This window comes from Collinsella aerofaciens ATCC 25986 (genome assembly GCF_010509075.1).
Lineage (GTDB): Bacteria > Actinomycetota > Coriobacteriia > Coriobacteriales > Coriobacteriaceae > Collinsella > Collinsella aerofaciens.
Map to the genome: position 1 here is coordinate 1929875 of NZ_CP048433.1, position 14874 is coordinate 1944748.

Sequence of the window (14874 nt, forward strand, 5' to 3'; positions counted from 1 at the left end):
AAGAGAGGTGATTCCATGAGAATCGATAAGCTAGCAATGACGTCGCGCGAGGCGCTGCAGACCGCCATGAGCACGGCTGCCGATGCGCAGGCCGGCGCGGTGGAGCCGATTCATCTGCTGTCTGCCCTGCTCGGTGCCGGCGAGCGCAATATCTCCGTGATCATCGAGCGCATCGGTGCCGACCCGGCTCAGCTCGCACGCTCCACACAGGATGCCATCGACCACGCGCCCAAGGTTTCGGGCGAGGGCCAGCAGATGGGCCTGTCCAACGAGCTCGTCCGCGTCATCGAAAAGGCCGAGAAGAAGGCCACCAAGATGGGCGACAGCTTTGTGGTGACTGAGCATCTGCTGATGGCGCTTGCCGAGGACAAGGGCGAGGCGGGCCGCGTACTGCGCGACGCCGGCGTCACCAAGGAGCGCATCGAGCAAGTCTACGAGGAGCTGCGTGGCGATGACCGCGTGACGTCTGCCGAGGACAAGACTCAGTTTGAGGCACTGGAGCAGTACGGTCGCAACATCTGCGATCTGGCCCGCGCCGGCAAGCTCGACCCGGTCATCGGCCGTACCGATGAGATTCGCCGCACCATCCAGGTCCTGTCCCGTCGCACCAAGAACAACCCCGTGCTCATCGGTGAGCCGGGCGTCGGCAAGACGGCCATCGTCGAGGGCATCGCCCAGCGTATCGTGGCCGGCGACGTGCCGAGCACCCTGCGCGACCGCGACCTTATCGAGCTCGACATGAGCGCGCTGGTCGCCGGCGCCAAATACCGCGGCGAGTTCGAGGACCGCTTGAAGGCCGTGCTCAAGGAAGTGCAAAAGTCCGAGGGCAAGGTCATCCTGTTCATCGATGAGCTCCACACCATCGTGGGCGCGGGTGCCACCGAGGGCTCCATGGACGCCGGCAACATTCTCAAGCCGGCGCTTGCCCGTGGCGACTTGCACGCGATCGGCGCGACCACGCTCGACGAATACCGCAAGTACATCGAAAAGGATGCGGCGCTCGCGCGTCGTTTCCAGACCGTGATGGTGAGCGAGCCTACCGTCGAGGACACCATCTCGATCCTGCGTGGCCTCAAGGAGAAATACGAGATCTTCCACGGTGTGCATATCACCGATAGCGCGCTCGTGGCAGCTGCCGACCTCTCCGATCGCTACATCGCCGACCGCTTCCTGCCCGACAAGGCCATCGATTTGGTCGATGAGGCGGCAAGCCGCCTGCGCATGGAACTCGACAGCATGCCGGTCGAGATCGACGCCACCACGCGTCAGCTCACTCAGCTGCAGATCGAGGAACAGGCGCTCATGAAAGAGACCGATGACGCCTCCAAGGAGCGTCTGGAGGCCCTGCGCCAGGAGATTGCCGAGGTCCAGGAAAAACTCAACGTGCAAAAGGCCGGCTGGCTCAACCAGAAGAACGCCATTGACCACGTGCAGGAGCTTAAGAGCCAGCTTGACGAGGCCAAGAGCGAAGAGGAGCGCGCGACGCGTAACGGCGACCTGGGCCGTGCGTCCGAGCTGCGCTATTCCGTGATCCCGGGTCTGCAGCAACAGATTCAGGATTCCGAGGCTGCGCTCGAGGCACAAAAGCAGCAGGACGGCGAGGGCCTCAACGAGCAGGTGACCTCCGATGAGATCGCCGAGGTCGTGAGTGCCTGGACCGGCGTGCCCGTGTCCAAGATGATGCAGGGCGAGCTCGACAAGTTGAAGGGCTTGGAGGGTGAGCTGCATAAGCGCGTCATCGGCCAGGACGAGGCCGTCTCCGCCGTCGCCGCAGCTGTGCGCCGCAGCCGTGCGGGCCTCTCCGATCCGGACAAGCCCATTGGCAGCTTCTTCTTCCTGGGCCCCACCGGCGTGGGTAAGACCGAGCTCGCCAAGGCTCTAGCCGAGTGCCTGTTCGATGACGAGCGCGCACTCGTGCGTATCGACATGTCCGAGTACATGGAGAAGTTCAGCGTCCAGCGTCTGATCGGTGCGCCCCCGGGATACGTGGGATACGACGAGGGCGGCCAGCTCACCGAGGCCGTGCGCCGTCGTCCGTATTCCGTGATCTTGCTCGACGAGATGGAGAAGGCTCACCCGGATGTCTTCAACGTGCTGCTGCAGGTGCTTGACGACGGCCGTCTGACCGACGGTCAGGGTCGCCAGGTATCCTTCAAGAACACGATCATCATCATGACGTCTAACGTGGGCTCCAAGGCTATCGCTGAGCTTTCCGGCAAGGACGAGGAGGAGATGCGCCATCAGGTCGACGCGGCCATGGCTCAGACCTTCCGCCCCGAGTTCCTCAACCGTATCGATGATATCGTGGTGTTCCATCCGCTCGGTATGGCGCAGATCGAGAAGATCGTCGGCATCCAGCTCGCCGACGTCCGCGCGCGTCTGGCCAAGGAGCGCATGACGCTTGCCATCACCCCGGCGGCCAAGCAGATGCTCGCCGTGGGCGGCCTGGACCCGGTCTTTGGCGCCCGTCCGCTCAAGCGTCTGGTGCAGCGTGAGGTTGTCGATGCCATCGCGGCCGCTATCATCGACGGCACGGTGCGCGAGGGCGATCAGGTGACGGTCGATGTCGACAAGGACGGCGGCTTTACCGTCGTGTGCGACAACACGCCGGCGGCCACCTACGAGGTTCCCGATGCCGAGTAGATTTTGGGCATGCCTTAAAATCTACCAGCCGTCTCTAAACGCCAAGGGCGGCGGATCCAATTGGGTCCGCCGCCCTTTTTCGTGCGACAATCGATGGTGTTGAACGTGAGCACATGGCAAGGAGCTATGCAGATGAAAGACGAGAACAAGACGAACACGCCGGCGACCGATGCCGCACCCGCCGCACCCAAGCCTGCGCCCAAGCCGGCACCCAAGCCGCGCGACCCTTACATCCGTGCCGAGAACGAGGACGATGACGGCTACGATCCCTACAGCGATCGCCGCCCCGAGCGCGAGCCAATGTTCGAAGCCGACCCCTGGCGCTGAGTGCCACCAAAAAGGCCACCAAAAAGTTGCGGTGAAATAGGGACTGTTTTGCGGTTTGACCAGCAAAAACAATCCCTATTTCACCGCAACTGCGTTAGGGATTTTTCTACAGGGGGACGGTAGTCAAAAAAGCCCCGTCCCAAATCGACTGTCCAGGGAGTCGCATTCGGGCTTGGTTGTCCTCTCAGCCACTCGGCATCCTTCGAGCAGTAATAGTGAAAAAACTTGCTTAAGTGTTAATCAAGTCAGACATAATCTTGCTCTCTAATTAATCAAGAATCGCTATAATTTTGATTAGCTAGAGAGCAAGATTGGAGAATCATGGCATTCAACGACTTGATCGCCCAGAAAATAAAGGACTTTGAACAGCAGGGGGTTCCGCAGGTCTTTGAGCGAGACCTTGATCTAGGAAACCCACAGGAGCCAAAGCGCGACAACATCGTAAATGTGATTGTGGGGGCCCGCCGTTGTGGAAAGACGTATCGCCTGTATCAGGAGATGCGGCGGCTTCAGAGCCGGGGCGTCGAGCTTGACCGGATGCTTTACTTCAATTTTGAGGATGAGCGCTTGCGCCCGTATGAGCCATCGCTGCTGGCGGACGTGCTCGACACGTTCTATGCACTGTATCCTGTTGCTCGAACCGAGGGCGCTTACATTTTCTTTGACGAGATCCAGGAAATTCCCGAATGGGGTGCGTTTCTGCGGCGTGTAGTCGATACGGAGAAAGCGACCGTCTATGTGACGGGATCTTCTTCCAAGATGCTGTCCTCAGAACTTAAGAGCGAGTTCAGGGGTCGTTCTCTTGTGCGAGAGCTTTTTCCGTTGAGTTTTTCGGAATACGTTCGATATAAGACGGGGAGCGTCCCCGAGCCAGATGCGACCTTTTCCCCGAGCGATGCAGCGCTGCTTCGACATCATCTGATCGGGTATCTTGAACAAGGGGGATTCATCGCGACACTTGAGCAGACGCCTGCAGACGCGATTCAGCTGCTACAGGAATATGCTTCGCGAACGGTCGCCATGGACGTCGTTGAACGTTACGACGTCAAGAACCCTCGCCTGGCATCGCTGTTCTTGACGCGGTGTATGGCATCTTCGGGACGAGAGCTGTCAGTGAACAAAGTGTACAACGAGTTCAAGAGCAGACAGATACCCGTCAGTCGTAATTCGCTCAGCGATTTACTTGAGTATTATGAGGACGCCTACCTGTTATTTTCTGTGCCGGAGTTCACGCGTTCACTGGCAAATAACATGCGGTCTGCGTCTAAGGTCTACGCTGTCGACCCTGCGATGTTTGGAGCATTCTCTCCCGCATCGGCATTGGACCAGGGCCAGAGGCTCGAGACCGCAGTGTTCAATGCGCTAAGAAGAAGGACTCCCGCGGTGAGGACCGGCTCGGTCTGCCGCCTGCTAATCAAAGAGAAGAGCAAAAGCCATGAGGTAGACTTTGTGGCTGGGGACGCGCTTCTCATGCGGGCTTATAGCCTGATTCAGGTGAGTGCGGATATGGCAAGTGAGAAAACGCGCGAGCGCGAAATTGCCGCGCTTGATGCCTCGATGGCCCAGTTTGATCTTGGCGAGTCGGCAATCGTTACCATGGATGAACAGACCGATATTCCATGCGAGCACGGTGTGGTACACGTTATGCCCGCATGGAAGTGGCTCCTTGCCTAATCATCTATGGGCCTGTGGGGTCAGGACCTCCTGGCTCCTTCATCACGATTGGGGAGCACGTTGCTGCGCCAGGCTAGTCCTGGGCTTTGATACTCGGCAGCAGGATCTGCGCGAGGTAGTCGGTCTCGAGTTTGGTGGCGGCGTCTGCGTTGCCGTCTTTGCCAACCAGGTCGTTCTTGATCTGGCTATACGTATAGCGGTTGCCGGTCGTCAGCTCGACAAGCTCAATGGCCGTGTCCATGGGGTAGGTTGACACGGGATTCTGGGTGCGCCCGTTGATAGTCTGGGGCACCACGTGCGGATAGACGGGGCCGCTGGCATAGACGGTATAACCGTTGCCTAGGCTGACCGTGCCCAAAACCGTATCGCCGTCATCGGGCGTAAAGGTCTCGCCATCGCGCACGGCGACGAGCGTCACGAGCGGCGTATTGGCGTCGTCGCCCAGATAGATGCATAGCGTGCTGCCATTCTGCCAAGTCTCGACCTTGCCGTACCACTCGACGGGAATATCGAGCTGGTAGAGGTCAGTTGCCTTGTGGCGAGCGTCAGCATCACGGGATGCCTGTGCCTTTTGCGCGCTCACGGCATTGACGGCGGCGTCGCGCCGCGCGATTGCTGCCTGCTGGAGCACTTTGGCAGCCGCGGCGGAGCTCGCACCGCCCTCTTCGGCATACTTGGCGGCGGCATCGATCTGGTCGTCAGTCACTGTGTCGGCCGAAGGCACCTTGAGCTTAAAGGTGGCCTGGGCACTTAAATCCTGTCCATCGCTCTTAACGGTGACCTGCGTCTTGGTGGTCGGGACGGTATAGATGGTGCCGTCGGCCGCGATGGGGGAGGCAGCGATGGAGAGCGTGTAATCGCCGGGCAGCAGTTTGATGCCGCGGCCGTGCTCGTCAACATAGAGCGTTTCGCTCACGGAGGAGCCGTCAGAATCCTGACCGCTCACCTGTACGGGAATCTTGGAGCCAGTGGAACAGTCGAGGCCCGCGGCATGCGCGCCAATCTGCACCGACATCATCGTGTGGGCATTGGCGGCGACAGCGGCAGCCTGCTCTTGCTGATATCCGTTCCAGGCAGCATAGCCTGCACCGCCGGCGACGAGCGCGACGGCCACGACACCGGCGACCATCAGATTGCGGCGCTTGGGCGACATCTTGCGATGGCGGACCTCGGCCTCGCGTGCCGAGGGAACGGACGGCAGGGGAATATCGCCCATGGCGATGGTCTCGTCCACGGCAGGAGCGGAGCCCAGGCCGGGAAGCTCGCGGGTCAGCGAATCTTCGGCCGGCAAGCTGTCGAGCAAGATGGTTTCCTCGCTCGTGTCGGATTCGGGCTGGTCGTCGGCCTCGCATTCGGTGTCTTCGTGATCTGCCTCATCTTCGGCAGGCTCAACGTCGTCTGCATCCTGATCATCGGACTGCGCCTCGGCTTCCGACTCATCCTGCACATCAACGCCCGAATCGTCAAACGCAATCTCATCAAGTGAAATCCGGTCTAGGCTCTCCAGGGCTTCGGCACACGCTTCTGCATCTTGGGCCGCATCCTCTTGGCCCATCGTCTCATCATTCATACATCCCCCAAGCTCAATATCGGGACAACACTGTACCCAAAAACGGGACCCCATAGAGCCGCCGCATGATTTGAAATCCGATTTTATATGTGCGCGTGTTTTTGAATAGATGATGATTAGAGACGCAACGACAAAAGCCCCCGGAAAGCGAGTGAAACGCTTTCCGGGGGCTCTGCGAGACATTGGATTGAAAATCTGGCAGGCGGGCCTATGCCCAGGTGCCAACAGCGACCAACATGTTACTCGGCGTGTGCGTAATCCACCTTGGCGCGGCGAGCGGTAGCCTTCTCCCAATCGCTGGTGCCCTCAAAGACATCCTGCTTGTAGGGATTGCGGCCGAGCTTTTTGGCGCGGTGGGCGATGTAGATGATCGCGGCGACGTTGGCGATCAGTGCGGCGATCGAGACCGCGGTAGCGGCGCCGGGGTCGAGCGTGGAGTGGGTCACAAAGACGGACTCCTCCTGGAAGTACGGGAACACCTGGGCAAACATGCACCAAATGGCCAGCGTAAAGGCGCGGTTCTGGATCCAGCCGCCCTTGTTCCAGATAAAGGCGGCGACGGTGGGCGCCAACAGCAGCGCAAAGCCGCAGAACCAGGAATGGGTGGGCAGGCAGTTGTAGGTGTAGCAGAAGTTCCAGATGTCGTAGGCGATGATGTAGACCCAGGTCATGTCGGGCCACAGCATGTCGGTTTGATCCTCGGAGGCGTAGACGCTCCACCAACCGGTCATGCAGAAGATGTTGATGATACCGGCGATGCCGTTGAACACGTTGTTCCAGCCGGCCAGCTGCGTAGCACCTTCGGAGGTGACCCAGGTGGACTCGCCCAGGACAAAGAAGTGGTAGGCGCTCTCGAAGTCGGACACGACGGCAATCATGATGTTGATGGCGACGATCACAAACGGCCACGCACGGAACCAATGCGCCTTGCCGATCTTTCCCCACTGGTACTTAATGGCAATGAAGCCCCAGCAACCGGCCAGCGCAGCGTATACCTTGGCGTAGTGGAACCAGCTGTTCTGGTACACATGGGTGGGGTTGGTGAGCGCCCACTCGGCACCCTGCGAAACGCCGATGGCGATGGCGACGCAGTAGATGGTCATGGCCAGCGGAGCCACGCCAAAGATGATTGCCGCGCCCAGCTTAGTGCGGCGGCCGACCTCGTTGAGCACGATCAGGCCAATAAAGACCATGGCCCAGCCGGCCCAGTGGATAAGGGTATCGCTACCCCAAACATCGAACAGCATGCTGCTCTCCTTTCACACGCCCGCGGCCCCTCTTCTGATCGCGGGCAGTTTGGCCAAATGTCGTCAGTTCTGGGGCTTGCGCTCCGGATACTTGGCGGTATAGCCATCGATGTGGAGTGTCGAGGCGATGATTTCCTTGACCGTTTCGTCGGGCACATCGGGGTGCGTGCGGATATACATCAAAAGACCCATGATGAGGGTGTAGAACGTCTCGTAGACATGGTCGATGCGTAGCTCATGATGGGCGACAAAATCCACTACGGTGGTGTCGCAGATATACTGCGCCACGCGCTGGACCACGTTGTGCAAAAAGCCGCCGTAGAGCGCGCCGCTGCTCGAGGTAAGCGTGCTCGGCAGCTCGTGGCCGCTGGCGACCAGGCGCTTAAAGAGCGGGGCGACGGTGTCGAGCGCGCCCTCGATATCACCGACGGTGCGGTCGGCGTTCCACCGCTCGAGTTCGGAGATAAAGCCGTCGATCGCCTCGTCCATAACGGCGGTGACGGCGGCGTCCATGTCGGCGAAGTAGTGGTAGAACAGCGAGCGCGTGCAGCCGGCTCGCTTGGTCACGGCCGATACCGATAGGTGGGACACGCCCAGCTCGGAGCTTACGGTGCGCACGGCATCGAGGATCTCGCGACGGCGTTCGTCGCCCGTCAGGCGCTTTGCCGCGCTATCGGATGCGGGGACGGCATCGACCACAGAGGTACCTGCTGTGTTGTTGCCCATGTTTTGCCGCCTTCATCCTCTTTTGCCTGACCGTTCGCCTAACAGTCTTGAATATTGTTGACGGTTCGTCAATACTATTTTTGACACAATGTCAACAATGGCGGGTGAACGGCATGGGGCATGCCCGGCCTGCAAAAAAAGAGGGGCGCTGCGGCCTCGTCGGGCTGTGGCAAGAGAAGGGACAACCATGATTCTCAACGGACCGGGGATTAGCTACACCGAGCCCGACATCGGTTCGGAGTTCGTGCCGCCGCTGCCGGAGCATCCGCGCGAGGCCATCGTCAAGCTGTGCGAGCACTGCACCAACCGTCTGCTGCATCGCGACGAGCTGTTGGGCTACGAGTACTGGTCGTTTGCCGAGGCCGCGACCGACGAGCAGGCCGAAGTGCTCTGCAAGATGAAGATGCGCCGTCCCTATACGCTGCCCGAGATGGCCAAGCTCACCGGCATGCCCGAGGCCGATATCGAGAAGATGCTCGACGACATGAGCTACACGGGTCTGCTCGAGTACAACTGGGAAAACCCCGAGCGCGCCAAGCAGTGGGTGCTGCCCATGCTGGTGCCGGGTTCCGCTGAGTTCCTCAACATGCGCGTGAGCCAGCTCGAGGAGCACCCGGTCTATGCCAAGTTCTTTGAGCAGGCGTCCAAGGGACCGCTGTCCAAGGCCACGCCGATGGTGCCGCCCGGAGGCGCCGGTATCGGCATGCATGTCATTCCGGTCGAGAAGGCTATCGATGCTTCGAGCACCTCGGTGCCGATCGAGCATATCGAGCATTGGCTCGACAAATACGATGGCAAATATGCCGCTAGCACCTGCAGCTGCCGCGCGAGCCGTCGCGTGATGGGTGAGGGCTGCGCCGACGACCCGGCCGATTGGTGTATCGCCGTGGGTGATATGGCCGACTACGTGGTCGAAACCGATCGTGGCCATTACGTGACCCGCGACGAGGTTTACGACATCCTGCGCCAGGCCGAGGACAACGGCTTTGTGCACCAGATCACCAATATCGACGGCGAGAACAAGATCTTCGCCATCTGCAACTGCAACGTCAACGTGTGCTACGCCCTGCGCACCTCGCAGCTGTTCAACACGCCCAACCTGTCGCGCTCGGCCTATGTCGCCAAGGTCGAGAAGGACAAGTGCGTGGCCTGCGGTCGCTGCGTTGAGGTGTGTCCGGCCGGCGCCGCCAAGCTGGGCCAGAAGCTCTGCAGCAAAAAGGCCGGCGGACAGGTGCCCGAGTATCCGCGCCAGGAGCTGCCCGATGCCACCAAGTGGGACCACACCAAGTGGTCGCCCAACTACCGCAACGACAACCGCATCGAGACGCATGAGTCCGGCACCGCTCCCTGCAAGACGGCCTGCCCCGCGCACGTTGCCGTTCAGGGCTATTTGAAGCTCGCGGCTCAGGGTCGCTACGACGAGGCCCTAGCACTCATTAAGCGCGAGAATCCGCTGCCCGCTATCTGCGGCCGTGTGTGCAACCGCCGCTGTGAGGATGCCTGCACTCGCGGCCGTGTGGACGCCGCCGTGGCTATCGACGAGGTCAAGAAGTTCATCGCTCAGCGCGATCTGGATGCCGCGACCCGCTATGTCCCGCACGTGGTGACGCCGACGCGCGCTGGCGGTTTCGATCAGAAGATCGCCATCATCGGTGCCGGTCCGGCCGGCCTGTCCTGCGCTTTCTACCTGGCCGAGAAGGGCTACAAACCTGTCGTGTTCGAGAAGAACGAGCGCCCGGGCGGCATGCTCACCTACGGCATTCCCAGCTTTAAGCTGCAGAAGGACGTCATTGAGGCCGAGGTCGAGGTCATTCGCCTGATGGGTGCCGAGTTTCGCTATGGCGTGGAAGTCGGTCGCGACGTGACGCTCGACGAGCTGCGCGCGCAGGGCTTTAAGGCCTTCTACGTTGCCATTGGCTGCCAGGGCGGCCGCCTTGCCGGCATTCCGGGCGAGAGTGCCGAGGACGTGACCGTGGCCGTCGACTTCCTTCGCGAGGTTAACAGCGGCAAGATCGATACCCTGTCCGGCTGCACCATTGTGGTGGGCGGCGGCAACGTGGCCATCGACGTTGCCCGCAACGCCTGCCGTCTGGGTTCCGAGCACGTTGAGATGTTCTGCCTGGAGAGCGAGGCCCAGATGCCCGCGAGCGAGGAGGAGCGTCGCGAGGCCATCGAGGATGGCGCGCACATCAGCTGCGGTTGGGGCCCCAAGGAAGTTCACCTGGACGAGGCCGGTCGTGTGTGCGGCATAACCTTTAAGCGCTGCACGCGTGTCTTTGACGACGAGGGCCGTTTTGCGCCCGAGTACGACGAGAACGATCTGCGCCGTGTCGATGCCGACCGTGTCGTCATGTCGATTGGCCAGTCCATTGTGTGGGGCGACCTGCTGGCTGGCTCCAAGGTGGAGCTCGGCCGCGGCCAGGGTGCCCTTGCCGATCCCCAGACCTACCAGACCGCCGAGCCAGACATCTTTGTGGGCGGCGACGTCTACACCGGTCCGAGCTTTGCCATCGATGCCATCGCCGCCGGCCACGAGGCCGCCGTGTCCATCCATCGCTTTGTGCAGCCGGGATCCACGCTCACCATCGGCCGCAATCAGCGCCGCTACACCGCGCTCGACCGCGACGACGTTGTGCTCGAGAGCTACGACAACGCGAGCCGCGAGGTTGCCCACGTGGACCGCGAGCGCGAGAAGGCCGCGCCGTTTAGCGAGTATGTTGAGACCTTTACCGAAGAGCAGGTGCGCGCCGAGACCGCCCGCTGCCTGGGTTGCGGTGCCTCGATCGTCGACCCCAACAAGTGCATCGGCTGCGGCCTGTGCACCACCAAGTGCGCGTTCGACGCCATCCATCTGGATCGCGACCGCCCCGAGTGCTCCACGATGGTCAAATACGAGCAAAAGCTCCCAAGCCTCGGCAAGTACGCGCTCAAGCGCGCCATCAAGATTAAGTTCGGTCGCAAGTAAGTAGCCATAACGGGAACGGCGGAAGAAAAAGTGCATGAATTGGGGATCGTTTACCACATCATTCGCGATGTCGAGAACGTGGCGCGCGCTCATGGCGTGCGTCGCGTTTCGAGCGTGACGTTGCTGCTGGGCGAGGTCTCGGGCGTCGTTCCCGACTTGCTGCTCGACGCTTGGCGCTGGGCGGTAGATAAAAAGCCCATCGCGCAGGGCGCGGAGCTTGTTGTGGAGCCCGTCGAGGCTGTGACGCATTGCGAGGCGTGTAGCTGCGACTACGCGACGGTCGAGCACGGCAAGACCTGTCCCCATTGCGGTAGCGGCGAGACATACCTGCTGCAGGGCCAGGAGGTCATGATCAAGCAGATCGAGACCCCCGACGAGGACCCGGCAGACGCTGTCCCCGACGGTCCTTCCGACGTCCCCGACGCCGTCGACGCCGCCAACCCCCTCCACATCGCCTAGGATTCCCTATAAGTTGCGGTGAAATAGTTCCTAAATTCAGCCTTCTGGCTCTTAAACAAGAACTATTCCACCGCAACTATTTTGAGTGGTTTCATAAATCATAAGTCACGAAAATAGTCAAGCCATGTCTGTTTAAACAAAATAGCGGCAGTACAAGCGCATTCGCGCTTGCCTAAAATCGATATTAATGAACAGCCTGCTTGTATCTGTAAAATGCATGGCTTGATGAGCGACGCCTTGTCGTGTAATGAGTCAAAAAGCAGTAACGTAATCAACTTGTAACAAACCTAGACGTTTAAACAAATAATCCAACCTTTTGCGGATTTAGCTATAATTCCACAAACCAAACAGCTATACTCCTTTCATGTCGTGTAGGAAATACGTAGACAAAAAGGAGGTTATGTGATGGTAAGTATTGTTCTTGCTAGCCACGGGGACTTGGCAGCTGGAATCAAGCAGACGGGCTCGATGGTCTTTGGCGATCAGCCGTCTGTTGCCGTGGTCTCGCTCGAGCCGAGCATGGGGCCCGACGACTTCCGTGCCAAGGTCGAGGAAGCAATCGCTTCCTTCGAAGACCAGGAGCAGGTGCTCTTCCTCGTTGATCTGTGGGGCGGCACGCCGTTCAACCAGATCAGCGGGCTCATCGAGGGCCACGATTCCTGGGCTATCGTCACCGGTGTCAACCTGCCTATGCTCATCGAGGCATATTCGCAGCGCTTTGACGCAAAGAACACTGCACATGCGATCGCAAAACATCTCGTGACTGAGGCTAAGGCTGGCGTGCGTGTCAAGCCCGAGTCTCTGGAGCCCGAGGAGAAGAAGCCGGCTGCGGCCGCCGCTGCTCCTGCAGGCGCCATCCCTCCGGGAACGGTCATCGGCGATGGGCACATCAAGATCGCCCACGTCCGTATCGACACCCGTCTGCTTCATGGTCAGGTGGCCACCACGTGGACCAAGCAGATCAACCCCAACCGCATCATCGTGGTTTCCGACGGCGTTGCTCACGACGAGCTCCGCAAGACCATGATCGAGCAGGCTGCCCCTCCGGGAGTCCATGCCAACGTCGTGCCCATCAAGAAGATGGCCGAGGTCGTCAAGGACACGCGCTTTGGTGACACCAAGGCCATGCTGCTCTTTGAGAACCCGCAGGATCTGCTCAAGGCCATCGAGGCCGGTGTCGACATCAAGGAAGTCAACATCGGTTCCATGGCTCACTCCAAGGGCAAGGTCGTCGTCACCAACGCCGTCGCTATGGGCGATGATGACGTCAAGACTCTCGAGGCCCTCAAGGCCAAGGGCGTCAAGTTCGAGGTCCGCAAGGTTCCTTCGGATTCCTCCGAGGATCTCGACGCCATGTTGAAGAAAGCTAAGGCCGAACTGGCCGCTCAAGCATAGTAAAGGAGGGTCCGATACATGTCTGCAATCACTATTCTGCTTGTTGCGATTGTCGCGTTGCTTGCCGGTATGGAAGGCATTCTGGATGAGTTCCAGTTCCATCAGCCGCTCGTGGCATGCACGCTTATCGGTCTCGTAACCGGTCACCTTCAGGAGGGCATCCTCCTGGGCGGTTCGCTCCAGATGATGGCCCTTGGCTGGGCTAACGTCGGCGCCGCTGTCGCGCCTGACGCCGCTCTGGCCTCGGTCGCTTCTTCGATCATCATGGTGCTCGCCCTCAACGGTGGCGCCACCGATTCGGCCAAGGCCGTTACCACCGCTATCGCCGTCGCCGTCCCGCTGTCGGTCGCTGGTCTGTTCCTGACCATGATCTGCCGTACCATTGCTACCGCTATCGCTCACGCCATGGACGGTTGCGCCGAGAAGGGCGACTTCTCCGGCATCGAGCGCTGGCAGTATGCTGCCATCCTCATGCAGGGCCTTCGTATCGCCATCCCGGCAGTGCTTCTGTGCGTCATCCCGGCCGAGGCCGTTACCAACGCGCTTAACGCTATGCCCGACTGGCTGTCCGGCGGCATGGCTGTCGGCGGCGGCATGGTCGCTTCCGTCGGTTACGCCATGGTCATCAACATGATGGCCACCAAGGAGACCTGGCCGTTCTTCGTCCTCGGCTTTGTCCTTGCTGCCATCCCTCAGCTCACGCTGATCGCCCTTGGTCTCATCGGCATCTCCCTTGCCCTCATCTACCTTGGCCTTAAGGATCTGGCCAAGCAGGGTGGCGGCATGGGCGGTGGCTCCGGCGACCCGCTCGGCGACATTCTGAACGATTACGAGTAGGAGGGGAGTGATACATATGGCAGAGAACAAGATTCAGCTCACCAAGGCTGACCGCAAGAAGGTTTGCTTCCGTCATCAGTTCCTTCAGGGCTCGTGGAACTACGAGCGTATGCAGAACGGCGGCTGGTGCTTCGCAATGATCCCTGCGATCAAGAAGCTCTACACCAGCAAGGATGACCAGATTACCGCTCTTAAGCGCCACCTGGAGTTCTATAACACCCACCCCTATGTTTCCGCCCCCGTCATTGGCGTTACCCTCGCTCTCGAGGAGGAGCGCGCCAACGGTGCCCCGATTGACGACGTCGCCATTCAGGGCGTCAAGGTCGGTATGATGGGCCCGCTCGCCGGCGTCGGCGACCCCGTCTTCTGGTTCACCCTTCGCCCGATTCTGGGCGCTCTGGGCGCTTCCCTGGCCATGTCCGGCAGCATCGTCGGTCCGCTGCTGTTCTTCTTCGCGTGGAACATCATCCGTTACGCTTTCCTGTGGTACACGCAGGAGTTTGGCTACAAGGTCGGCTCCTCCATCGCCAAGGACCTCTCCGGTGGTCTGATGGGCAAGGTCACCGAGGGCGCTTCCATCTTGGGTATGTTCATCATCGGCGCCCTGGTCGAGCGCTGGGTGTCCATTTCCTTCACCCCGATCGTCTCCACGGTCAAGCAGTCTGCTGGCGCCTTTATCGACTGGGCTAGCCTGCCCTCCGGTTCCGAGGGTATCAAGGAAGCGCTGACGATGTACAACTCCGTCGGTGCTACCGCCCTTGATCAGATGAAGGTCACCACGCTTCAGGCCAACCTCGATCAGCTCATCCCCGGCCTTGCCGCCGTGTGCCTGACCCTGCTGGTCTGCAAGCTCCTCAAGAAGAAGGTCAGCCCGATCGTCATCATCCTGGCTCTCTTCGCCGTCGGCATCATCGGTCGCTTCTGCGGCTTCATGTAAGCACGCTTCGGCTTAAGACCGAGAATTGCTAGGCAAGGGCTTTTGAGCCATTGAAACGGACCGCACCCGGTGGGTACACTGGATGCGGTCCGAT

At 60.3% G+C, this 14874-nt stretch carries 11 protein-coding genes; 8 read left to right on the top strand and 3 right to left on the bottom strand.

From position 1 onward, the window contains the following. The first annotated feature begins 15 nt into the window (after positions 1–15). The 3 genes from clpB to GXM19_RS08700 all read left to right on the top strand — a co-directional run bounded on the left by clpB (position 16) and on the right by GXM19_RS08700 (position 4644). Positions 16–2643, top strand: a complete 2628-nt coding sequence (gene clpB / locus GXM19_RS08690) for an ATP-dependent chaperone ClpB (protein ID WP_006235205.1) — start codon at positions 16–18, stop codon at positions 2641–2643. A gap of 132 nt (positions 2644–2775) precedes the next feature. Then, on the top strand, positions 2776–2970 hold the full coding sequence (locus tag GXM19_RS08695; RefSeq protein ID WP_040359140.1) for a hypothetical protein: 195 nt from the start codon (positions 2776–2778) through the stop codon (positions 2968–2970). Between the two features lie 321 nt (positions 2971–3291). Further along, on the top strand, positions 3292–4644 hold the full coding sequence (locus tag GXM19_RS08700) for an ATP-binding protein (RefSeq protein WP_006235203.1): 1353 nt from the start codon (positions 3292–3294) through the stop codon (positions 4642–4644). Between the two features lie 73 nt (positions 4645–4717). Here the strand turns inward: GXM19_RS08700 and GXM19_RS08705 are convergent, their stop codons facing one another. The 3 genes from GXM19_RS08705 to GXM19_RS08715 form a co-directional block, all read right to left on the bottom strand. After that, complete coding sequence (locus GXM19_RS08705; RefSeq protein WP_006235202.1) at positions 4718–6214, bottom strand: hypothetical protein; 1497 nt, start codon at positions 6212–6214, stop codon at positions 4718–4720. A gap of 239 nt (positions 6215–6453) precedes the next feature. Then, on the bottom strand, positions 6454–7461 hold the full coding sequence (locus tag GXM19_RS08710; protein ID WP_006235201.1) for a DUF5692 family protein: 1008 nt from the start codon (positions 7459–7461) through the stop codon (positions 6454–6456). 63 nt (positions 7462–7524) lie between these two features. Beyond that, positions 7525–8187, bottom strand: a complete 663-nt coding sequence (locus tag GXM19_RS08715) for a TetR/AcrR family transcriptional regulator (protein WP_006235200.1) — start codon at positions 8185–8187, stop codon at positions 7525–7527. A 187-nt stretch (positions 8188–8374) separates the two neighbouring features. Between GXM19_RS08715 and GXM19_RS08720 the strand changes: the two genes are divergently transcribed. The 5 genes from GXM19_RS08720 to GXM19_RS08740 all read left to right on the top strand — a co-directional run bounded on the left by GXM19_RS08720 (position 8375) and on the right by GXM19_RS08740 (position 14780). Beyond that, a complete protein-coding gene (locus GXM19_RS08720; RefSeq protein ID WP_006235199.1) occupies positions 8375–11152 on the top strand; it encodes an FAD-dependent oxidoreductase in 2778 nt (925 codons plus the stop codon). 30 nt (positions 11153–11182) lie between these two features. Then, positions 11183–11611, top strand: a complete 429-nt coding sequence (locus GXM19_RS08725) for a hydrogenase maturation nickel metallochaperone HypA/HybF (protein WP_040359136.1) — start codon at positions 11183–11185, stop codon at positions 11609–11611. A gap of 405 nt (positions 11612–12016) precedes the next feature. After that, entirely contained in the window at positions 12017–13006 is a 990-nt protein-coding gene (locus GXM19_RS08730; RefSeq protein ID WP_006235196.1) for a PTS sugar transporter subunit IIB, read from the top strand. A gap of 18 nt (positions 13007–13024) precedes the next feature. Then, a complete protein-coding gene (locus GXM19_RS08735) occupies positions 13025–13843 on the top strand; it encodes a PTS mannose/fructose/sorbose transporter subunit IIC (protein WP_006235195.1) in 819 nt (272 codons plus the stop codon). Positions 13844–13859: 16 nt separating this feature from the next. Next, on the top strand, positions 13860–14780 hold the full coding sequence (locus GXM19_RS08740) for a PTS system mannose/fructose/sorbose family transporter subunit IID (RefSeq protein WP_006235194.1): 921 nt from the start codon (positions 13860–13862) through the stop codon (positions 14778–14780). Positions 14781–14874 lie beyond the last annotated feature (94 nt).